We start from the raw sequence: 21594 nt of genomic DNA on the forward strand, positions 1-21594 counted from the left end.
GGGTAAAAGTGGGGGGCAAAGGGGGTGCCTCAGATGAAGACTAGAAGCACTCCCTCTACTCCATAATAATATATAGAGTAGAGGGAGCGAAGAGGGTGGGGGAGGGTAAAAGTAGGGAGTAAAGGGGCGTGCCTCGGATGAGACTAAGTGTGTAGGCTCTGGAGGTATGAGTGGCTACCTACCGCCCCATGAGGGTAAGTAGGGTGCGGGCTGCTCGGGGTGCTGCGGGGGTAGTGCCTACGCTCCGGCAAAGTGCCTCTAGGGCCTCCAGCTGTGCCCGTCGCTCTTCGCTCCCTGAGTCGAGTAGAGGGAGGATAGAGCGGGTGAGTTCGCCCCTATTCATCCTATCGCCTAGGAGCTCAGGTACAGCTGCTCTACCGAGGATGAGGTTCACGAGCGAGAAGAAGCGTACGGAGAAGAGGTGTTCGAAGGCTAGACATGCTACCCGACCACCTCCCATACGATAGCAGACGACCATAGGCGTACGCCACAATCCTGTCTCCAGTGTAGCGGTACCGGAGGTGACGAGGGCTAACTGAGAGCGGCGCATGAGTCCATAGGTATCCCCGAAGGTAATGCCTACACCCTCATAGCCCTCTAGGTAGCGAGTATAGTCCTCTCGTCCCAGTCCAGGAGCACCAGCTATCGTGACCTCATAGCCACGATCTAGTAGGGGGGCGGTGGTGGCAAGCATTGTGGGGAGGTTGTTCTTCAATTCGCTCCGACGGCTCCCCGGGATGAGGGCGATGAGGGGAGTGGGCTTGACCTCCCCGGGATGCTCACCAAGGTAGGTCAGGTGCGCATCTGTACATGGGTTGCCCACATAGGTGACGGGGAGGCCTCGGCTAGCGAAGTACTTCTCCTCGAAGGGCAGGATACACAGCCCGTGGTGGATATACTGGCGGAGCTTGCGGATACGACCACTACGCCATGCCCAGAGCTTGGGAAGAATGTAGTAGATGATCTTAGCCTCGGGGAGCTTCTCTCGGGTGAAAGGAAGGATGAAGCGGAGGTTAAAGTCAGCGAAGTCCACAGGGATGACCACATCGGGTCTGAACTCTAGGAGAGCACGCTGGACAGCCCTACCGACCCTCATGATAGTACCCAGATGCTTCACTACATCGATGATACCCATGAAGGCCACTTGGCTATAGTGGGCTACAGGAGCGGTACCCGAAGCCTCCTGCATTCGCTCCCCTCCCATGAAGGCAAACGAAGCCTCTGGATCCTCCTGCCTCAGTGCTCGTATGAGTGCTGAGGCATGTAGGTCTCCAGAGGCTTCGCCTGCGACGAGGAAGTAGCGCATGGCTCTAGTCTATCTACCCGCTAGGGAGCGTAGCTCCTCTAGGTACTGGTGGTTGGTCGTATCCAGCTGTAGCGGGGTGAGGGTAGCCCACCCTTCGCGTAGATAGTGCCAGTCCCCGGGGTGAGGATCGTCACCTGCTATCTGATAACCCGTCATCCAGTGTACCTCCTTGCCCCGACCATCTTGGCTATTGACGAACTCCTCTACGAAGCGTCCTACCGTCATCGGGCAGATCTTCAGTCCCTTGGGCTCGCCCTTAGGGACATTGAGTGAGAGCATAGTCTGTCGGGGTAGAGTGGTGCGCTTCATCATCTCTACGACCTGTAGGGTGTAGTCTATAGAGTCCTTGAAGTCAGGGTGCCATGCCGTATCATCGAGGGATATAGCTAGCGAAGGAATGCCATAGATACAGCCCTCACGAGCGGCACCTAGCGTACCTGAATAGCTGACACAGATCCCCTCGTTGCTCCCGTGGTTGATCCCAGAGAGGATGAGGTCGGGTCGCTTCTCAGCGAAGACCGTATTGAGGGCTAGCTTCACACAGTCCACGGGGGTACCTTCGCAGCTATAGACCTGTAGGTCACCCTCCTGCCCTCGGTGCTTCAGGCGCAGGGGCTGTGTAGTAGTGATCGCTCCGGAGTAGCCAGAGCGGGGGCCATCGGGGGCGACGATGGTTACCTCGCCGTAGGGGAGCATAGCGGCTGCTAGCTCCTGGATGCCTGCGGCACGGAAGCCATCATCGTTCGAGATGAGTATATGCATTTAGTTCTCTCTTGGGTTACTTGACGATCTCTACGAGCTTGAGCTTAAAGAAGAGGCTGGAGTAGGAGGGAATTCCCCCTACGGTCTGTCCTCCGTAGCCCAAGTACCAGGGGATGACGACTTCGGCAGCATCTCCTACGACCATGTTCTGCAGGGCGATAGCGAAGCCCGTGATGTAGGTATTGACTCGTGCTGGGGTGATGAGGGTCTGGCTGGTATTGCTGTCGAAGGGACGTGCCTGGGTACTATCCTCTACCCACTCTGTGGTGAGGTAGCCCGTGTACTCACAGCGGACGTTGTCGGTCGCTGCGGGCTTCTCCTTGCCTTTACCGTGGGTGGTATACTTCATGTAGACGAAGTTGCTCCCATAGATACCAGGGATGCTGACGGGACTATAGCCCTCGCGTCCCTTGAAGGTACGGAAGACCTTCTCGTTGTTCTCGCGGCGCTGCTGCTGGGTGTCGATAGCGTCGTTGCAGCTAGGCAGGGCGACGAGGGTCAGGAGGCCGAGGCCAAGTGTATATAGGCGCTTGCTGATCATGAGTGGTAGGTGAAGGGGGGGTTAGATACGACGGAGGAGGCTCTTCAGCGAGGTCTCCTCGGAGAGGCGGCTAGCGAGGTCACTGATGGGGAGGCGCTCCTGCTGCATCGTGTCTCGGTGGCGGAGGGTGACCGTACCATCCTCCATCGTCTGGTGGTCGATGGTCACACAGTAGGGGGTGCCGATGGCATCCTGTCGGCGATAACGCTTACCGATAGAGTCCTTCTCGTCGAGCTGGCAGTTGAAGTCAAACTTTAGGCTGTCGTACAGCTCACGAGCCTTGTCGTCTAGTCCATCCTTGCGTACGAGGGGCAGGATAGCGAGCTTGACAGGAGCTAGGGCAGCGGGTAGGTGGAGCACGGTGCGCTTCTCTCCACCCTCTAGCTCTTCCTCCTCATAGCATCCACAGACTAGGCTGAGGAACATACGGTCTACACCTATTGAGGTCTCGATCACGTAGGGGGTGTAGCTCTCCGAGAGCTCGGGATCAAAGTACTGCATCTTCTTGCCACTGAACTCCTCGTGACGCTTGAGGTCGAAGTCCGTACGGCTGTGGATACCCTCTACCTCCTTGAAGCCAAAGGGCATCTCAAACTCGATGTCCGTAGCAGCGTTGGCATAGTGGGCGAGCTTCTCGTGGTCGTGGAAGCGGTACTTCTGGTCTCCTAGACCGAGAGCCTTGTGCCAGCGTAGGCGAAGGTCCTTCCAGTAGTCGAACCATCGGAGTTCCTCTCCTGGGCGAACGAAGAACTGCATCTCCATCTGCTCGAACTCGCGCATACGGAAGATGAACTGACGAGCTACGATCTCGTTGCGGAAGGCCTTACCGATCTGAGCGATCCCGAAGGGGATCTTCATACGTCCGGTCTTCTGCACGTTGAGGAAATTGACGAAGATCCCCTGAGCGGTCTCAGGGCGAAGGTACACCTTCATAGCACCCTCTGCCGTAGAGCCCATCTCGGTGGCGAACATGAGGTTGAACTGTCGCACCTCTGTCCAGTTGCGTGTGCCACTGATGGGGCAGACGATCTCACAGTCTAGGATGATCTGTCGTAGCCCCTCTAGGTCGGTGGCATTCATCGCCTCGGCGAAGCGTCTATGTACCTCATCCCACTTGGCTTGGTACTCGAGTACTCGGGGGTTGGTGGAGCGGAACTGGGCTTCGTCGAAGCTCTCGCCGAACTTCTTGGCCGCCTTAGCTACCTCCTTATTGATTTTCTCCTCGATCTTGGCTAGGTGATCTTCGATGAGCACATCGGCACGGTAGCGCTTCTTGGAGTCTTTGTTGTCGATGAGGGGATCATTGAAGGCATCGACATGTCCAGAGGCCTTCCAGATCTTGGGGTGCATAAAGATGGCGGAGTCAATACCCACGACATTGGGGGCAAGGAGTGTCATGGCCTCCCACCAGTAGCGTTTGATGTTGTTCTTGAGTTCGCTACCGAGCTGTCCATAGTCATAGACAGCGCCGAGGCCATCATAGATCTCGGAGGAGGGGAAGACGAAGCCGTATTCCTTACAGTGAGCGATTACCTTCTTGAAGAGGTCTTCTTGCTGTGCCATTATTGTTGATTGTTCTAGTTCGTCGATAGAAATATCCTCATCGCCCACGAGGGGCTATTTACTAAACGACAAAGTTACACAATATCAGCTATTAGACCTATTAGACCTATTGGACTTATTAGACCTACCGCCTAGGTCTAATAAGTCCAATAGGTCTAATAGGTCTAATAAGTCCAATATTCCTAGGAGCTCGGCTCTCTCTTCGTCGAACTCGGCTCTCTCGTCGCTCTTCGGGCTCGAGACATCTCCTCTCGTATGCCACCCTCCTTGAGAAAGGCTGCCTTAGCAGCCTCTATGAGCTTGCGTAGGAGACTGTCGGTCTGGTGGATCAGGGTGATAGCTATATTGGCTATCGTGCAGGGGGGACGTACTTTGATTGCCTCCCGGTAGTAGGCAGAGTCGTTGCATTTCCAGCAGGCTCTACGTGCCTGGGTTGCTTTCTCGCTGCCTAGGCTCCACTGCTCGAGGTCACGTACACGCAGATAGTCTTCGTAGTCGAGGAGGAGTTCTTGGAGGCTGGCTTTGGCTACATTGAGGAGCTTGATTTCGGTCTCTCTGGAGGTAGTAGAGGCGGCGGTACCCTCAGCGATATTCTGCTTACCGCTACGAGCTGCTTGTATCATCTGGTCGATGGTACGATCACCCCGCTCCAGGAAGTGATGAGCAAAGTAAAAGGTAATATCATAGATACACTCTGCCTTCTGAAAGGCGACGAGGTCTCGGTACCGCCCCTTCTGCGGAAGGAAGCTATGAGGTGTGGACATACAGGGTATATTTAAGTCATGTCCACAAATATAGATAATATTAGACCTATTAGACCTACCTCCTAAGTCCAATAGGTCCAATAAGTCCAATAAGTCTAATAGGGCATCAGCAGTGAGCTATCCCCATAGCTCAGAAAACGAAACTCATGCTCCAGCGCATAGGTGTACACCCGCCGCCAGTCTTCCCCTATCAAGGCTGCTATCAGTAGCAGGAGCGTACTGTGGGGCTGGTGGAAGTTGGTGACCATCCCTCGGACGACTCGGTAGACATAGCCCGGGGCGATGATGATACTCGTGGGGAAGACGAGCTGCGTGAGCTCATGACACTCCATATAACATAGGAGTGTCCCTAGAGCTCGGTCGGCATCATAGACCTCCCCACCCTGATAGGGTTGCCACTGGCTGACGTGTAGCTCCTCGGGCTGACTCTCGGGGTGCTCGGTGAGGTAGACACCGAGGTGGTAGAGGCTCTCCAGCGTGCGTACCGAGGTCGTCCCTACAGCGATGATGTGCCCTAGGCTCGCTCGTAGATACTCCAGCGTGCTACGGGAGACGGAGATGAGCTCGGCGTGCATCTCGTGCCCTCCGATGAGCTCTGCCTTGACTGGGCGAAAGGTACCTGCCCCGACGTGTAGCGTCACGTCCAGCACCTCTATATCCCGCTCCCGAAGCTGGGCAAAGACCTCGGGGGTGAAGTGTAGCCCTGCCGTAGGAGCTGCCACTGATCCCTCCCGCTGGGCATAGACGGTCTGGTAGGTAGTCAAGTCACTCTCCTCCGTCTCCCTATCGAGATAGGGGGGGATGGGGAGGATACCCATGAGCTCTAGCAGTTCGCCGAAGGTATAGTGAGCGTTGTCCCAGCTGAAGGCCACCTCGCCCTCGGCGACACGCTTGGCTTGTAGGCGCACCTGACCTTTGGAGCCTGAGAGGTCTTCGTAGAGGCTTGTGTCGAGCCTAAACCGCTTGGCATTGCCTATCATGCAGTGCCAGCTGCACTGCTCGGTGGCCGAGAGGGAGCGTTCGTAGCTCTCGGGGACGGAGGGGTCGAGGCAGAAGATCTCGATGCGTGCTCCGCTCTCCTTGTGAAAGACGAGGCGGGCACGGATGACCTTGGAGTTATTACGCACGAGGACGGTACCCTCGGGTAGGAGCTCAGGCAGATCTCTGAAGGTGTGCTCGCTGATCTCCCCTCCACGGTAGACTAGGAGCTTGGAGCTGCTCCTATCGGGCAGGGGGTAGCGAGCGATACGCTCGTCGGGTAGGGGATAGTCGTAGTCTGCGATAGCTATCTGCTGGGGATCTATAGAGGACATAGGTCTACATGAGGACAAATGGATCTGTGACACGTATGGGGCACTCTGCACACCGAGGCGGGGTGCTCCATGCAGGGGACAAAGATACGGTAGATAGGATAGATACGGTCCTTCCTCTGCCCGCTCTTCCTTCCTCTGGGCTGGAGTCTTCCCTCCTCACTCGCTCCTTTGCTCCCCCCTCTCTCCCTCTCCTTCACTCCCTCCCCTCCATCATACGTAGCTCTAGGGGCTGGAGATGCCCCTTGCTGAGGGGGTCTCCACGCTCCTATAATGAACGCCTCGGCGCTCTTACCGAGAGCGTCTCTGCGCTCCTATAATGATCGTCTCAGCGCTCTTACCGAGAGCGCTGAAGCGTTCTTACCGAGAGCGCTGAAGCGTTCTTACCGAGAGCGTCGGACACCCCTTCGGAACGCCCTAAATAAGGGGCTTATCGCCCCCCTATAGGTCGTAGAGGAGTGATGCTCGGTCAGCCCTGACCGTACAGGGCTGACGTATGAAATCACTATGGTGCGAGGGTAAGGTCGTGAGGGAGTACACGCCGAAGATAGAAGTATCTATATTCTAGTCTAGATATGCCCAGCGAATACCTCCTACCTAGGAGGGATGAGTATACACGTGTGTACACTACTGTATACCCACGTGTACACAACAGTATACACGCGTGTACACTACCTCGCTCTAAGTATATCCTCTGTAGGGCTTGCCTGTAGGTCTATTTCTTGGGGATAATAAGTAGGATCTTTAGGGATAGGCTAAGGCTCTCTAGGATATGAATAATCCCCCCCGAAAAAACGAAGGCAGGAGTGTGCGAGCGAGATCAAGTGTCGGCCCTCACCGTAGGGCGGAGAAATAAAAGTTATCAAGTATAATCACTACCTTTGGTCACACAACGCTAATAGACTTCACTATGTCCATCAGACTTACCGAAGACCAAATACTACAGCTCGCACCCGATGCCGCCTCCGTCAAAGCGGGACAAGGCCAAGCAAAGACCAGCAAGTGGCCCCTGCTCCGATGTAGCGACAGAGCCCTATGGGGACACTGTCAGGGCTCGGGGTCGTCTCCCTACCAGACGATAGTAGACCTCACGAATATAGCCTTCAAATGCTCTTGCCCTAGCCACAAGTTCCCCTGCAAACACTCCCTAGGTCTGCTCCTACTCTATGCCCGTAACGAAGGTTCCTTCACTCAGGAGGAAGAGCCCGACTGGGTCACCTCCTGGATAGACAAACGTGCAGAGGCAGCCGAGAAGAAGGCTCAGCGCGAGGAGCGCAAGAAGGAGAGCGAACAGCCCAAAGATCCTAAGCAGGCTGCCCGTAGGCTAGCCAACCGTCACGCTAAGATCCTAGCTGGGATAGAGGAGCTGGAGCTGTGGATGAAGGACCTACTGCGTACGGGACTCATGCACGTAGCCTCCAGCCAGCGGGGGAGTATCCATGAGATGGCACGTAGGATGGTGGATGCTCAGGCACCGGGGCTGGCTCAGCGCCTCTATGAGATCTACGAGATAGACTATGACACCGAGGGCTGGAAGGAGCTCCTCACCGAGCGCCTCTCCCGTCTCTACCTCCTCCTCTCCGCCTACCGTAGGATAGATACCCTCAGCGAGGACTGGCAGACAGAGCTACGGACGATGGTCGGTATCCCTCAGTCACAGGATGAGGTACTCGCTGGGGAGGGGATAGAGGACGACTGGTTCGTCCTACACAGAGAGACCCGAGAGGTGGGGGACAATCAGACCGAGGCCACCTACCTCTATGGTCTTCGGAGCGATCGTATCACTGTGCGCCTTAGCTTCATCGTCCCAGGGCGACCCTCTGGGGAGCTCACTCTGATGGTAGGGAAGGTGTATCATGCCAAGGCCTTCCCATACAAGGGCAGGCTCAATAGGCGAGTCCTCGTACAGGATGTCCAGATCGTAGATAAGGAGGTGATCATCCACTATCACGACAGTATAGAGGAGGCAATGGTTGACTATCGAGACCAGATGTGCTGTAACCCCTTCGTCCGCTATGTACCCCTACTGATCCATGAGGTGCGTCTCGCCCCAGAGGGGGATACCTTCGCACTCTACGACATGAGGGGCAGACGACAGCCTGTCTCAGTGAGTAGAGAGCATGGCCTTCACTTCCTGACCCTGACGGGCGGGAAGCCCTGCGGAGCCTTCATCATCGCCGACGAAGGTGAGTGGCAGCTCATCTCCATCGATTACGATGGCAGCTACTACACCATATAGGACGCGTATCACACCAACGAAGTATGAGTAGTATAACGAATAGTCTAGTCAGCCTAGCTCTACTAGGCACCTCGGGCAGGACATGCACCTGTCCGCTGCCCAAGCTACAGCCAGAGTGGGAGCGGATCCAGCAGGAGAGTGCGGACAGCGAGGAGGCCTTCTATCGCCTCTCGGCGCTGGTCTTTGCCTACCGCCGAGCAGGCCTTTTGCCAGATGATAGAGAGGTCGCCTACCCCATCTCAGAGTCCCCCGAGGAGACGCTCCCCTACCTCTCCCAGGAGGTAGAGTCCCAGCTGGTGATGCTCCTGACGAGTGGACTCTCTCGTACCCTGGCCTATGGGCTCGACATCATCGCTCGGGCAGAGCAGATCATCTCCCCAGAGCGTGTATACACACTCCTGAGTGAGGTCTACAAGAAGTACGGAGGCTACAGCGTAGCCTGCAGAGCTGATGCGCTCAAGGTCTCGGGCAATAGAGGACGATGGTGCCTCCCCTTCCTAGGGATAGAGGCTGAGCCCCCCCTAGAGGTGGAGCACTGGGAGGTATCTAGTCAGCGGGCACGCCTACAGCTCCTCAGACAGGTGCGTAGGGAGGATCCCCGGGCAGCGATACCCCTCGTCGAGCGTACTTGGCGGGAGGAGACGGCTGCCAGTAGAGAGGCTCTACTCTCATGCTTCAGTATAGGGCTTAGTATGGAGGACGAAGAGTTCCTCAGCACCGTGATGGCGAAGGACCGCAGTCAGAAGGTGCGTGAGGCCGCTCGTTCGCTCCTCGGGAGCTTACCAGCGGGGCAGCTCGTCAGACGCTACTGTGAGCTCCTAAGGGGGCATCTGAAGTATGGGCGTATACTAGGCTGGTCGTATACCCCGATCCCCTACAGCCCCGAGCTCAAGGAGCTGGGTATCGCCGAGGTTAGCCCCAACAAGGGTGAGAGTGATGAACACTACATCCTACGCCAGATCGCCGAGCGTGTCCCCCTCACCTTCTGGATGGAGTTCTACGAGACGACTGACCCGAGAGTGGCTGCCCAGCGGCTAGCGAAGGCACCTCCCTTCGCCTCCAACTTCTCCATAACGAGTCCGATCCTCACCCTACGAGACCGCTACTGGGCCTACTGGGTGCTGCAGGTACAGAACGACAGCAATACCCTCGAGGAGCTCGTCGGGCTCCTCTCCCCCACACAGCGCGAGGATATAGACTACAGCCACTACAAGGCACGCTATGGCATCCCTGAGCGGTGGATAGCAGAGGACGAGGAGGCTTGGGGTCCCCACTTCTCTAATGAAGTCCTGAGGATCATCATCACCAGTAGCCACTTCTACTCCCGCCCAGAGAAGCTGGAGCAGATAGGTCTATCCCTGCACCCCAAGGTAATGGCTTCACTATCCGGCTGCCTCAATTCCGATGGGGCGGATATGATCCCCCAGACGATGCCGGCCTCCAAGCAATCCACGATACAGGACCTCTACCTCATCATGCAGACGAAGGCTGCCCTAGACAAAGCATTCCCACAGGACAAACAAGAACCCGCCGAATAAACAAGAACACTACATACGTATAATATGAGCACATTACTAAGGCAACATGCCGAGCAACTCTTCGCAGAAGAACTCCACGAGCTAAAGAAGAACGAGACCAACCCAATCCCCGACAACTGGGTACTCTCCCCTCAGTCCGTCGTCACCTACCTCCTCGGGGGGAAGCTCAAGAATGGCTTCGAGGTAACCCCGAAGTACATAGGTCGTAGGCGCCTCATGGAGATAGCCGTAGCGACCCTTGTGACTGACCGAGCCCTCCTGCTCTATGGTCTCCCAGGGACAGCCAAGAGCTGGGTCAGTGAGCACCTAGCCGCTGCTATCTCGGGCAACTCCACCCTCATCGTACAGGGTACAGCTGGCACGGGCGAGGAGGCGATCCGCTATGGGTGGAACTATGCCCGACTCCTAGCCGAAGGCCCTAGCGAAGGTGCCCTCGTCGAGACCCCCATCATGAAGGCAATGAAGGAGGGTAAGGTAGCCCGTGTCGAGGAGCTCACCCGTATAGGCTCCGATGTGCAGGATACCCTCATCACCATCCTCTCGGAGAAGGCAATGCCTATCCCCGAGCTCAACCAAGAGGTGCAGGCCATCCGAGGCTTCAACGTCATCGCCACGGCGAACAACCGAGACAAGGGGGTCAATGACCTCTCCAGCGCCCTCAAGCGTCGCTTCAATACAGTCATCCTCCCTCTACCCGACACGCTGGACGAGGAGATCGATATCGTCCGCAGGCGAGTCGAGAGCTTCGAGCAGGTGATGAAGCTCCCCGCCGAGAAGCCTGCCCTAGAGGAGATCCGCCGTGTCGTCACCATATTCCGCGAGCTACGCTCTGGGGCTACCTCCGACGGCAAGACCAAGCTCAAGAGTCCTACGGGTACCCTGAGCACCGCCGAGGCGATCTCCGTGGTGAACAACGGTCTGGCGATGGCTGGCTACTTCGGTGATGGAGCCCTACATGCCGAGGATCTGGTCTCGGGGATCCTCGGGGCTGTCGTCAAGGACCCCGTGCAGGACAAGATCGTCTGGCAGGAGTACATGGAGACCGTCGTCAAGCAGCGTGATGGGTGGAAGGATATCTACCGTGCTTCGCGTGACATGATCTAGTGCTATGGCGACGCATATACTAGGGATCAGGCATCACGGCCCAGGCTCTGCCCGTCGTGTGCGGGAGCGTCTCCGGACACTCCGCCCTGACCTCATCCTCGTCGAGGGGCCACCCGAGGCCGAGGAGCTCCTAGGCCAGATCGCTCGGGAGGGAATGAAGCCCCCCGTAGCGCTACTGGCCTACGAGCCTACGAGCCCCCGGAATGCGGTCTTCTACCCCTTCGCCGTCTTCTCCCCCGAGTGGCAGGCGATGTACTATGCTGCTACCGAGGGGGTAGAGCTCCACTTCTTTGACCTACCGCTCATCTATCGCCTAGCCTCTACCCAGGAGAAGGATGAGGAGCAGGCCGAGGGGCAAGCCGAGGAGACGGGGGACTCAACCCCCGCCGAAGCCCCTACCCCCGCCGAAGGTATCCCTCAGACTGAGGAGCCCTCGTCCGCAGAGGACCCCACTCCCGCAGAGAGCCCCGAGGAGACAAGTACAGCCCCATCGGAGGACTCGGAGCAGGAGGGAGAGACACTCCGAGCCTTTGACCCCTTCGATGCCCTCGCTGAGATCGACGGGCTATCGGATGGAGAGGCTTGGTGGAACCTCCGTGTGGAGAGCAGTGCCGGTGGGGAAGAGGTCTTCCAGGCTGTGAGCGAAGCGATGACCGCCCTACGGGAGGCCTTCCCCGAGCATACTACTGAGTCCGACCTACAGCGTGAAGCCTGGATGCGCAAGCAGCTCCGTGAGGCCGAGCGGGCAGGTGACCGGGTGATCGTCGTCATCTGTGGTGCCTGGCACGTCCCAGCCCTAGAGGCTCGGGGCAAGATCAAGGTCAAGGATGATAACGAGCGACTCAAGGGGCTCCCGAAGATCAAGATCACCACGACCTGGATCCCCTGGACCTACGACCGACTCTCCCTCTACAGTGGCTATGGCGCTGGGATCACCTCCCCGGGCTGGTACGACTACCTATGGCACCACCCCGGGGACGATGGTACGCTCTGGGTGGGAAGGATGGCCAAGCTCCTTCGCAAGAAGAATATGGACATCTCCGTAGCCCATGTCATCGAGACCGTCCGCCTAGCACACGCTATGGCCGCTCTGAAGGGTTACCCTCGGGCGATGCTGGAGGACTACAGCCAGGCAGCTGTCACCGTCATGAGCTTCGGAGATCCGATCCTGCTGGAGCTAATCAAGGAGAAGCTCGTCGTCGGCAACCGCCTCGGTAGCGTCCCCGACGATGTGCCCAAGGTACCCCTCCTGGTAGACATAGAGCGACAGCAGAAGCGCCTGCGTCTGCCCTTCACCTCCGAGATCAAGACCATCATGCTCGACCTGCGCAAGCCTCTGGATCTCGATAAGAGTATCTTCATCCACCGTCTATCCCTCCTCGGGATCGACTGGGGGAAGGAGCGTCATGCCTCGGGCAAGGGTACCTTCAAGGAGCAGTGGGAGCTCCACTACCAGCCCCAGCAGATCGTCTCGATCATCGAGCGGGCCGTCTGGGGCAATACCCTGCAGCAGGCTACCGAGTCCTACCTAGGCCATCAGGCGCATCAGGCGCAGAGCATCCGTAGCCTCACCGATCTCTTAGATCTAGCGATCCCTGCTGACCTCCCCGGACTCGTGGTGATGATGACCCGTCGTCTGGACGAGCTCTCGGCCTCCTCGGTCGATGTGGCGGAGATGCTGGACACGATCCCCAAGCTCGTCCGTATCCTACGCTACGGCTCTGTCCGTGCCTTAGACTTCTCTCACCTAGAGGGAATACTACAGGTACTCGTCGCCCGTAGTGTAGCTGGGGGCTTGCAGGCCTGCTCGGGGATCGACGAGGATGCTGCGGACGACCTCTACGGCTCCCTAAGAGAGGTAGACCAAGCACTGACGACGCTCTCTAACGAGGAGCTACGGGAGCAGTGGCTCACCTTCCTCGAGGAGCTCCGCACCTCCATCCAGGTACATCCTCTGCTGGCAGGACTCTCGACGCTCCTACTCAACCAAGCCGACCGCCTACCGAGCGAGCAGATCGCCCAGAGCCTCTCCTACCACAGCTCTGTAGGGATGAAGCCCCTAGACATGGCTTACTGGCTCGAGGGCTTCCTGCGCTCCTCCTCCACGCTCCTGCTGCTAGAGGATCGGCTCTGGACGCTAGTCAATGACTGGGTCTGTGGCCTCACGGCAGAGTCCTTTCACGAGCTCCTACCCGTGCTGCGTAGGACCTTCGCAGACTACAGCCGAGCCGAGCGGCGCAAGCTCGGGGAGAAGGCTCGCTCCTGGGATGGACACAAGGCCGCTATGGCGACCAATGCCCCCGAGGACGAAGCCCTCGACCTCGACTCTGCTGACCGTATGCTCCCGCTACTGCGCCAATTCCTAGGACTAGATGAGAAAAGATAGACCATGCAAGAAGAATATCTGAAGCGCTGGCGACTCATCCTCGGTGGTGATGAGGCCGATGGTACTGGCGTGAGCCTCTCTGCCGATGAGGCCCGTATGGACGACTGCCTAGAGGCCGTCTACGACTCAGACCGCTCTGCGGGACTAGGAGGCTCCGCTCCCAAGGTGAGCCGATGGCTCGGGGATATCCGTGAGTTCTTCCCCCAGAGCGTCGTGCAGGTCATCCAGCGGGACGCTATCTCTCGCCTGCACCTCAATGAGCTCCTCACCGAGCCCGAGATGCTGGAGGGGGTCGTCCCCGATGTGCATCTCGTGGCCTCCCTCATGTCCCTCTCCAGAGCGATCCCAGAGAAGAGCAAGGCTACAGCCCGCGAGGTGGTGCGTAGGGTCGTCGATGAGCTCCTCAGGCGCCTCGCTGCTCCTACCCAGCAGGCCGTAGCGGGTGCCCTAAACAAGTCCTCTCGCCGACGTAACCCTCGCTACAACGAGATAGACTGGCGGACGACGATCACGAAGAACCTCAAGAACTACCAGCCCGACTACAAGACCATTATCCCCGAGATACGTATCGGCTACGGACGGCGACGCAGGGGGATGAAGGACATCATCCTCTGCCTCGACCAGAGTGGCTCGATGGGTGCCTCAGTGATCTACTCGGGGATCTTTGGCTCGGTGCTAGCCTCCATCCCTGCCGTCACGACCCGTATGGTCGTCTTCGATACCGAGGTAGCCGACCTCACTGACGAGATGAGTGACCCTGTGGATCTGCTCTTCGGTGTCCAGCTCGGTGGAGGGACAGACATCGACCGCGCGCTCAGCTACTGTATGGAGCATATCACCCGTCCCGAGGAGACGACACTGGTACTGGTGACTGACCTCTACGAGGGGGGCAACGAGCGAGAGATGCGCAAGAAGTTCGTCCGTCTCGTGCAGTCGGGGGTACAGCTGATCGTACTCCTCGCTCTCAATGACGACGGTTCGCCCTCCTACGACCGAGGCAATGCAGCCTTCCTCGGGAACCTCGGGGTACCTGCCTTTGCTTGTACCCCGGACAAGTTCCCTGAGCTGATGGCTGCTGCGATCAATAAGCAGGATCTCAGCCTCTGGGTCGCCCAGAATATCAAGAGCTAACCGAGGCGTAGCCCTAGGGTGGGTGTGCTCCCCGCTCTGGGGTATTCCCTAGGACAGACACTTTTCTGTATTGTTTCGTGTTCAGCCCCTGCTTCGCTCCGAGGTCCTTCCTTGGGCGAGGTAGGGGCTATTCTTCTTTGCCCCCTAGTCCCCTAGTAGCTATACTTTCCCTCTCGGTGGGGGTGCTTAGATAGGGGACTCAGAGGGAAAGGGGAAAGCCCCTAGACGGACTCCATATGGAGGTCGTCTAGGGGCTTCTTTGTGGTCGTCTAGGGGCTTTGCTTCAGCCCCTAGGGGGTAGGGTGGAGGGGCTTTAGCCGAGGATCTCGGCCTGAAGGCTCCCTACGAGGCTGGAGGCTCCGATGCGGAAGAGCTGGTTGTCTAGCCATTCCTCCCCGAGGAGGGCTTCGACGAGGCAGTAGTACTTCACTGCCTCCTCGGCCGAGCGGATACCGCCGCTGAACTTGACGCCTCGTCGCTCCCCATACTTGTCGTAGTACTCTCGTAGTACGGAGCAGAGGATGAAGGCTGCCCTGAGGTCGGCACCGGGGTATTCCTTCCCCGTGGAGGTCTTGAGGAAGTCAGCACCCGAGAAGAGGGCTAGGATGGAGGCTCGGCGGATGAGCTCGGGCTCCCGTAGGGCTCCCGTCTCGAGGATGACCTTGAGGTGTGCTCCACGGGCGGTAGCACGCTGCTCCTCGATCTCGGTAGCGGCCTCCTCGTAGTCGCCAGCGAGGAAGGCGCCGAGGTTGAGCACAATGTCTATCTCATCTGCACCCGCGGCGATCGCTAGAGCCGTCTCAGCGATCTTGACCTCGATGAAGCTCTGGGAGGCGGGGAAGCATCCGCTGACGCACGCTACCTGCACCCCTTGGGCGGTGAGGACGTCACGCACGGTCTTGACGAAGTTGGGGTAGACACAGATCGCTGCTACGGAGGGGACGTCCTCGGTGCCCTCGAAGTCATTGACACTGGCTACGAGCTTCGTGACCTTCTCCTCGGTGTCTGCACCAGAGAGGGTCGTGAGGTCGATGGTGGAGTGGAGGAACTTCTTGACCTCACGTGTGTTATTGCGCTCATAGCTCCCCGAGAGGATGTCTTGGATGCGCTGGTCGATCTCCTCGATGCTGAGTGCAGGAGCGAAGGAGGCGAAGGCCTCGGTGTACTTATTGGGGGTTGTCTCTGCCATGGTTTTATGAGTATACAGTAGGGGGATTAGTCCGTGCTTTCGTGGAGCTTGGGGTTAGCTCGGTGTCGCTCCCGGTCACGGCGGGTCTTCTTCTCTAGGTTCCGCTGGAAGGCCTCCTCTAGGTCTACCCCCGTCTGGTTCGCTAGGCACAGGAGTACCCAGAGGACGTCTGTGAGCTCATCGGCGAGGTTCGCGGGCTCGTCCGTGGCCTTGAAGCTCTGCTCGCCGTAGGTACGCGCCATCAGGCGCGCTACCTCCCCCACCTCCTCCGTGAGGAGGACCATGTTGGTCAGGGGGGAGAAGTAGCGTACGCCGTAGGTGCGTATCCACTCGTCTACGAGAGACTGAGCACGGGAGAGGGTAAGTTCGCTATCCATCTATCTAGGAGGAGCGAACGACTAGGGAAGGGCTACCCAACGTACGAGTGCGAAGTCCATACGGTGTGGGAGCTCGGGGTGAGAGGGGAGGATGCGCAGGGCACGCTTGTAGTTGCCCGGCCTATTCTGCACGAAGGAGACCTCGTAGGTGCAGCGTGTCCCCTGCTCGGCCACGAGGGAGAGGGGGGTACGGCTCACCAGGCTGAGCTTGCCGTGCTCGTCCTCACGGGCATCTACGAGCTCTACCTCTAGGTCGCAGGTCAGAGCGCCACAGTCTAGGACTAGGCGGACGGTCTCACTGGTACCCGTATGGCGCTGGTTCGATCCGTAGCTGGTGTTGCCGGAGTCCTCGACGGAGACGATCTGTAGGTCATCCCAGTGGCGGGCTACGGCTTGCTTCCAGGCCACGAGCTCCTTGGCGATGGCATTGTCATCGGCATGTAGGCGAGCTGAGCGCTGGGCGAGCTTGCAGTAGAAGCGGCTGAAGTAGTCGTCCATCATGCGACGCATGGTGTAGTGGGGAGCGATGAAGTTCATCGAGTTCTTCATCGTCTGTACCCAGCCGTCGGAGAAGGGCTTGCCCTCGCGGTTGAAGTACAGCGGTACGATCTCCTTCTCTAGTAGGTCGTAGATGGTCGTGGCGTCCAGCTTGTCCTGGAGACCTTGGTCGGCAAAGGTACGCTTGTCGGTGAGTGCCCAGCCAGCCCCTTCACGATAGCCCTCATACCACCAGCCGTCGAGTACGGAGAGGTTCAGCACGCCGTTCATCTCGGCCTTCTCTCCGGAGGTACCAGAGGCCTCTAGGGGACGTGTCGGGGTGTTCATCCAGATGTCTACACCAGCGATGAGCTTGCTGGCCAGACGCATATCGTAGTTCTCGAGGAAGATAATCTTGCCGAGGAACTCTGGGCGACGGCTGATCTCTAGGATGTACTTGATGAGGCCCTGCCCACCGCCGTCGGCGGGGTGAGCCTTACCGGTGAAGAGGAACTGTACGGGGTACTTCGGGTTGTTCACGATGCGCTCGAGTCGCTCGAGGTCGGTGAAGAGCAGGTGCGCACGCTTGTAGGTGGCGAAGCGACGGCCGAAGCCGATGAGTAGGGCGTTGGGGTTGATGCCCTCCAGCACGGAGACTGTCGTCTCGGGGTCGCCGCTATTGCGTATCCAGCGCTCGCCGTAGAAGGAGCGGATGTGCTCGATCAGGCGGAGCTTGATGGTCTGGTGGGTATCCCAGAGGAGCTCGTTGGGGAGCTGCTGGATGCGAGCCCAGGTGCTCTCGCTCGTCTGGTTCTTGATGAAGTCCTCCCCGAGGTACTTGCTGTAGAGAGCCTGCCACTCAGCCGAGGCCCAGGTGGGGAGGTGGACACCATTGGTCACATAGCCTACGTGGAGCTCTTCGGGGAAGAAGCCCGGCCAGACGGGGGAGAACATCTCCTGCGATACCCGTCCGTGGAGCAGGCTCACGCCGTTGGCCTCCTGACAGGTGTTTAGGGCAAAGACGCTCATGGAGAACTTCTCGTTGCTCCCGGGATGCTCCCGCCCGAGGTCTACGAACTCATGCCACGAGATACCCAGACGAGCGGGGATATGCCCGAGGTACTTGCCGAGTAGGCCTTCGTCGAAGTAGTCATGCCCAGCAGGGACGGGCGTATGTACGGTGTAGATGGAGGAGGCACGTACGAGCTCCAGAGCTTCGTCGAAGGGCAGTCCCTCATCCTCCACGTAGTCCAGCAGGCGCTGTGCGTTCATGAAGGCAGCGTGCCCCTCATTCATATGATAGACCTCCTTCTGGATGCCTAGACGCTTCAGTAGGAGCATCCCCCCTATACCTAGGAGGTACTCTTGCTTCAGGCGGTTCTCCCACTCTCCACCGTAGAGCTGGTGGGTGATGGAGCGGTCCCACTCACTATTCTGTAGGATGTCCGTGTCTAGGAGGTAGAGGCTGATACGCCCGACATTGACCCGCCAGACGTGGCAGTAGACCGTGTGGGTGGAGTAGGGGACCTCTAGGACGAGAGGGGTAACCCCATCGGTGTCAAAGATCTGCTCGATAGGGAGCTGGGCGAAGTCCTGGGCCTCGTAGGTGGCCTGCTGCTGTCCCTCGGGGGAGAGGGTCTGGGTGAAGTAGCCGTAGCGGTAGAGGAAGCCCACGGCCGTCATGCGGACATTGCTGTCACTGGCCTCCTTGAGGTAGTCCCCTGCCAGCACACCTAGACCGCCGGAGTAGATCTTCAGTACGTTGCTCAGCCCGTACTCCATGCTGAAGTAGGCCACTGAGGGGCGAGTCATATCCTGGGGCTCACTCATGTAGGCTCGGTAGTCGGCGTAGACTGCCGAGAGCTCATCCATGAGCGCCTGATCCTGGATGATCCTATGGATATCCTCGGAGGAGAGCTGGCGAGCGACCATGACCGGGTTTCCCTCGGTGGACTCCCAGAGCTCGGGCGAGAGACGGGCGAAGAGGTGCTGAGCCCTTGGGCTCCACACCCACCAGAGGTTGTGGGCGAGCTCCTCGAGGCGAGCTAGCTCCTGGGGGAGCTTAGCATAGGCATAGATATTCGTCCAGACGGGATCGTTGGCACGCTTTGTTACTATCATATCTGTGAGGGGTTAGCTATATTCTGTCTATTAAGTGACGTTCCTTTACTCTAAAGTGCAAAGGTAATGATAATCGGGCAAGCCATCCCCGACGGCCTGCTCGTCTGCCTCGCCTCCCGTCCTATGTTCCTCGGGGGGGCTTGTCCCCGAGATACGGCGGGCGAAGGGGCTCAGGGAGACTCACTCCCAGAGCTCCTGCCAGTGGGTGAAGAGCTTCAGTAGGTAGTGCTCCCCCTCGGGCAGTAGGATGGGTTCTAGCCCCTGCCCCCGCCAGTAGCGGAGCTGGTTCTCTAGGGGTAGGATACGATCCCTCGCACCTACGTAGGCTCGTGTCCAGAGCCCCAGAGCCTCCACCTTGGGGCTGGGCTGTGGGGTGAGTAGGCTCTCGTGATAGGGGCGGAGCATCTCTGCTCGTAGCTCCTCGGTGGGGCGAGCCGCTAGTGCCTCGAAGAGGTGGCGAAGGCTCTTGCCCCCGCAGGTGCGGCGGTTGAAGCGAGGGCGGTTCTCCTCCGTGAGCTCCGAGAGGGTCTGCTCGCAGTGCGCTCTCGGGATCCCGAGGAGGTCATTCACCGGATAGCCCGTCCCTGCTATGGCCGTAGCAGAGCCTATCCGCTCCCGTAGCTCGGGGTGTACCCCTAGGAAGCGATCGGCTGCCCATACCCCCATCGACCAGGCGGTGAGGTGTATCTGCTCGTACTGCCCCAGCTCTAGGGGGGCGAGGGCATCCGTACGGTAGTCCCAGAGGACGAGGAGGTCGTAGCCGTGGGGTAGGCGAAGGTGCTGGACGGCCTCTGGGGGCATCGCCCAGCCGTTGAAGTGCAGGACGAGTCCCGTACACGCTGCACCCTCGGTCTGGCGGAAGAAGCGGTACTGCATAGCGTCCCTACTCGTCGCCCTCCTCGGTCTCCTCCATCTGGAGCATCTCGTGATAGTCCTCCCAGTCGGGGTCCTCCACACAGCTGATCTCTAGGGGTAGAGGGGGGTAGGGGGCAAGGCACTCGTTGAGCCGCTCGCCGAAGGTAGGTAGGTGTCGGGTGTAGAATGTCCAGTCCTTCACACCGCCCCCTGTGTAGTTGCCGGTGAGGATGGCGAGCTTGTCCCGTTCCATCGTCCTACGTAGCTGGGGCTCAATGGCCTCGATGAGCTCGGCGGCAGCCTCGGTGGGCATCCCCTCGGGCTCTGCTTCGTAGCTCAGGCTGAGGTCTACACGTATCCGTAGCTTGCGGCTGGCGATAAACTCATCAAGCCCCTTGCGCACGGTCACGAAGACGATCTGCCCATCGTCGGTATGGCTCAGCGAGGTGAACCAGTCGTCTGTTAGCTTCATTCGTTGTCTTTTCTTTGGGGCAAAGTTATCTATTCCTCTCTACATGAGGCACGGGGTGTGGGGTAGTGACCGCCCTAGGGTCGGCCCTCGCTAGGGGGGCGAGGGCAAAGTGGCCGAGGGGTATCCCCCAGTGACGGCGGCACCGCTCCCCTAGTCTTAGTCTCCCCCCGTGTACCCCGACTATCTAGGGGGGTATGGTGTACACGCGTGTACACAACTGTGTACCCACGTGTATACAACAGTGTACACGCGTGTACACTCCCACGCTCTCGGTATCATCCCCGTAGGGCGCTCTCTGGGGCTGTCCTTGGGGTGAAGGTAGAGACGCACCACACGATGCGATAGAGGCTCGCTATCAGCTACAAAGTACGCGCTCTCTGAGAGGCTGAGCGAGGCATATCTCTGGGTCGGCTATCCGCTTGCCCCGAGAGAGGTGACTCGCTGGGAGGGGCGTTCCCTTCGCCTGTGGGGGGCCTCGCCTTGGCCTCGGGGGGAGCGTCTCTAGTGAATGCCTTACTTTTGCACCAAACATCCATAATGAATAAGATTGTAAAGAACGCCAATGAGACTCCTTGCCCTAGACATCGATGGCACCGTCGTCAATAGCCAGCACCAGGTCACCGAGCCCGTACGCCGAGCCCTCATCCATGCCCAGAGTGCACGGGATATGCGCCTCGTCCTAGCCTCGGGACGCCCGACCCCCGCCCTCCGTCACCTCGTCGAGCTCCTAGAGCTCAAGGCCTATGGGGGCTACCTCCTGCCCTACAATGGCGGGAAGGCGATCGACCTCTCCACTGGCGAGGTGCTCTACTCCAAGCCCCTAGACGAAGACCTCATCCCCCAGCTCTATCACCTGATCAAGGCGCATGGGGTAAGTATCCTCACCTATACCGAGGAGGCGATCCTCAGCGAAGAAGAGGCCAACGAGTATGCACAGCGGGAGATCGACATCACGGGGATGCCTCTATGTGTGCTGGAGGACTTCCTCGCCTCGCTCCGAGAGCCCCTGCCGAAGTGCCTCGCCGTGGGGCCTACCGATCGGCTCGTTGCCCTAGAGGCGGCGGTGAAGGCACAGCTCGGTGATCGGGTCGATGCCTTCCGCTCCAGCGATGTCTTCCTAGAGCTCGTGCCCAAGGGGGTAAACAAGGGTGTCGCCCTAGAGCGACTCAGCGAGTGCCTCGGCCTAGCCCCGAGGGACCTCATCGCTATCGGGGATAACTATAACGACGTCTCGATGCTTCGCTTCGCTGGCACCTCTATAGCTATGGGCAACGCCCCCGAGGACATCCAGCGGATGACGACCCTAGTCACGAAGACCAACGATGAGGATGGTGTAGCCTACGCCCTCGAGCACCTCATCCCCTAGTCCCCTCGCTTCCCCTCCAGGACGCAGGCAGCGGCTCCCCCTAGGATCGACTTAGGGGGAGCCGCTGTCGTTATGTGGGTGGGGAGTGTGGGG

18 protein-coding genes are annotated in these 21594 nt (G+C 58.8%); 7 read left to right on the plus strand and 11 right to left on the minus strand.

The window, feature by feature from the left end:
• Nucleotides 1-178 precede the first annotated feature (178 nt).
• From lpxB to QZ170_RS07605, 6 genes are all read right to left on the minus strand, one after another.
• Complete coding sequence (gene lpxB, locus QZ170_RS07580; protein ID WP_297179435.1) at nucleotides 179-1306, minus strand: lipid-A-disaccharide synthase; 1128 nt, start codon at nucleotides 1304-1306, stop codon at nucleotides 179-181.
• 9 nt (nucleotides 1307-1315) lie between these two features.
• Nucleotides 1316-2068, minus strand: coding sequence for a 5'/3'-nucleotidase SurE (gene surE / locus QZ170_RS07585; RefSeq protein ID WP_297179439.1), 753 nt, complete (start codon nucleotides 2066-2068; stop codon nucleotides 1316-1318).
• A 16-nt stretch (nucleotides 2069-2084) separates the two neighbouring features.
• On the minus strand, nucleotides 2085-2609 hold the full coding sequence (locus QZ170_RS07590; RefSeq protein ID WP_297179442.1) for an FKBP-type peptidyl-prolyl cis-trans isomerase: 525 nt from the start codon (nucleotides 2607-2609) through the stop codon (nucleotides 2085-2087).
• Nucleotides 2610-2630: 21 nt separating this feature from the next.
• A complete protein-coding gene (locus tag QZ170_RS07595) occupies nucleotides 2631-4172 on the minus strand; it encodes a glycine--tRNA ligase (RefSeq protein ID WP_297179445.1) in 1542 nt (513 codons plus the stop codon).
• A gap of 182 nt (nucleotides 4173-4354) precedes the next feature.
• Nucleotides 4355-4936 carry a four helix bundle suffix domain-containing protein gene (locus QZ170_RS07600; protein WP_297179448.1) on the minus strand — a complete coding sequence of 194 codons (582 nt, stop codon included), beginning with the start codon at nucleotides 4934-4936 and terminating at the stop codon, nucleotides 4355-4357.
• A 95-nt stretch (nucleotides 4937-5031) separates the two neighbouring features.
• Nucleotides 5032-6249, minus strand: a complete 1218-nt coding sequence (locus QZ170_RS07605) for an S-adenosylmethionine:tRNA ribosyltransferase-isomerase (RefSeq protein WP_297179450.1) — start codon at nucleotides 6247-6249, stop codon at nucleotides 5032-5034.
• A gap of 907 nt (nucleotides 6250-7156) precedes the next feature.
• Here QZ170_RS07605 and QZ170_RS07610 point away from each other — a divergent pair.
• Genes QZ170_RS07610 through QZ170_RS07630 form a run of 5 tightly spaced genes read left to right on the plus strand, consistent with a single transcriptional unit; the run spans nucleotide 7157 to nucleotide 14644 of the window.
• Complete coding sequence (locus QZ170_RS07610) at nucleotides 7157-8485, plus strand: SWIM zinc finger family protein (protein ID WP_297179453.1); 1329 nt, start codon at nucleotides 7157-7159, stop codon at nucleotides 8483-8485.
• A gap of 23 nt (nucleotides 8486-8508) precedes the next feature.
• Entirely contained in the window at nucleotides 8509-10023 is a 1515-nt protein-coding gene (locus tag QZ170_RS07615; protein WP_297179455.1) for a DUF5691 domain-containing protein, read from the plus strand.
• A gap of 24 nt (nucleotides 10024-10047) precedes the next feature.
• Nucleotides 10048-11127, plus strand: coding sequence for an AAA family ATPase (locus QZ170_RS07620; RefSeq protein WP_297179458.1), 1080 nt, complete (start codon nucleotides 10048-10050; stop codon nucleotides 11125-11127).
• Between the two features lie 4 nt (nucleotides 11128-11131).
• Nucleotides 11132-13513 (plus strand): DUF5682 family protein, encoded by a 2382-nt coding sequence (locus QZ170_RS07625; RefSeq protein WP_297179461.1) that lies wholly within the window; start codon nucleotides 11132-11134, stop codon nucleotides 13511-13513.
• Between the two features lie 3 nt (nucleotides 13514-13516).
• The gene (locus QZ170_RS07630) at nucleotides 13517-14644 is read left to right on the plus strand and encodes a VWA domain-containing protein (RefSeq protein ID WP_297179464.1); all 1128 of its coding nucleotides are present in this window, start codon (nucleotides 13517-13519) and stop codon (nucleotides 14642-14644) included.
• Between the two features lie 313 nt (nucleotides 14645-14957).
• On the opposite strand, the gene deoC is transcribed toward QZ170_RS07630, so the two are convergent.
• The 3 genes from deoC to glgP are packed head-to-tail and all read right to left on the minus strand — an operon-like array spanning nucleotide 14958 to nucleotide 18808.
• The gene (gene deoC, locus QZ170_RS07635; protein ID WP_297179467.1) at nucleotides 14958-15833 is read right to left on the minus strand and encodes a deoxyribose-phosphate aldolase; all 876 of its coding nucleotides are present in this window, start codon (nucleotides 15831-15833) and stop codon (nucleotides 14958-14960) included.
• A gap of 26 nt (nucleotides 15834-15859) precedes the next feature.
• On the minus strand, nucleotides 15860-16210 hold the full coding sequence (locus QZ170_RS07640) for a nucleotide pyrophosphohydrolase (protein ID WP_297179470.1): 351 nt from the start codon (nucleotides 16208-16210) through the stop codon (nucleotides 15860-15862).
• Nucleotides 16211-16231: 21 nt separating this feature from the next.
• A complete protein-coding gene (gene glgP / locus QZ170_RS07645; protein ID WP_297179472.1) occupies nucleotides 16232-18808 on the minus strand; it encodes an alpha-glucan family phosphorylase in 2577 nt (858 codons plus the stop codon).
• A 66-nt stretch (nucleotides 18809-18874) separates the two neighbouring features.
• Between glgP and QZ170_RS07650 the strand changes: the two genes are divergently transcribed.
• The gene (locus QZ170_RS07650; RefSeq protein ID WP_297179474.1) at nucleotides 18875-19030 is read left to right on the plus strand and encodes a hypothetical protein; all 156 of its coding nucleotides are present in this window, start codon (nucleotides 18875-18877) and stop codon (nucleotides 19028-19030) included.
• Here the strand turns inward: QZ170_RS07650 and QZ170_RS07655 are convergent.
• On the minus strand, nucleotides 18989-19684 hold the full coding sequence (locus QZ170_RS07655) for a pimeloyl-ACP methyl esterase BioG family protein (RefSeq protein WP_297179476.1): 696 nt from the start codon (nucleotides 19682-19684) through the stop codon (nucleotides 18989-18991). The genes QZ170_RS07650 and QZ170_RS07655 overlap by 42 nt on opposite strands.
• 7 nt (nucleotides 19685-19691) lie before the next feature.
• Nucleotides 19692-20135: a DUF695 domain-containing protein gene (locus QZ170_RS07660; RefSeq protein ID WP_297179478.1), complete on the minus strand. Its 444-nt coding sequence runs from the start codon at nucleotides 20133-20135 to the stop codon at nucleotides 19692-19694.
• Between the two features lie 562 nt (nucleotides 20136-20697).
• On the opposite strand from QZ170_RS07660, the gene QZ170_RS07665 reads away from it, so the two are divergent.
• Nucleotides 20698-21501, plus strand: coding sequence for a Cof-type HAD-IIB family hydrolase (locus QZ170_RS07665; protein WP_297179480.1), 804 nt, complete (start codon nucleotides 20698-20700; stop codon nucleotides 21499-21501).
• Nucleotides 21502-21594 lie beyond the last annotated feature (93 nt).

The sequence above is a fragment of the uncultured Porphyromonas sp. genome (assembly GCF_905372525.1).
Taxonomy (GTDB): Bacteria; Bacteroidota; Bacteroidia; order Bacteroidales; family Porphyromonadaceae; genus Porphyromonas.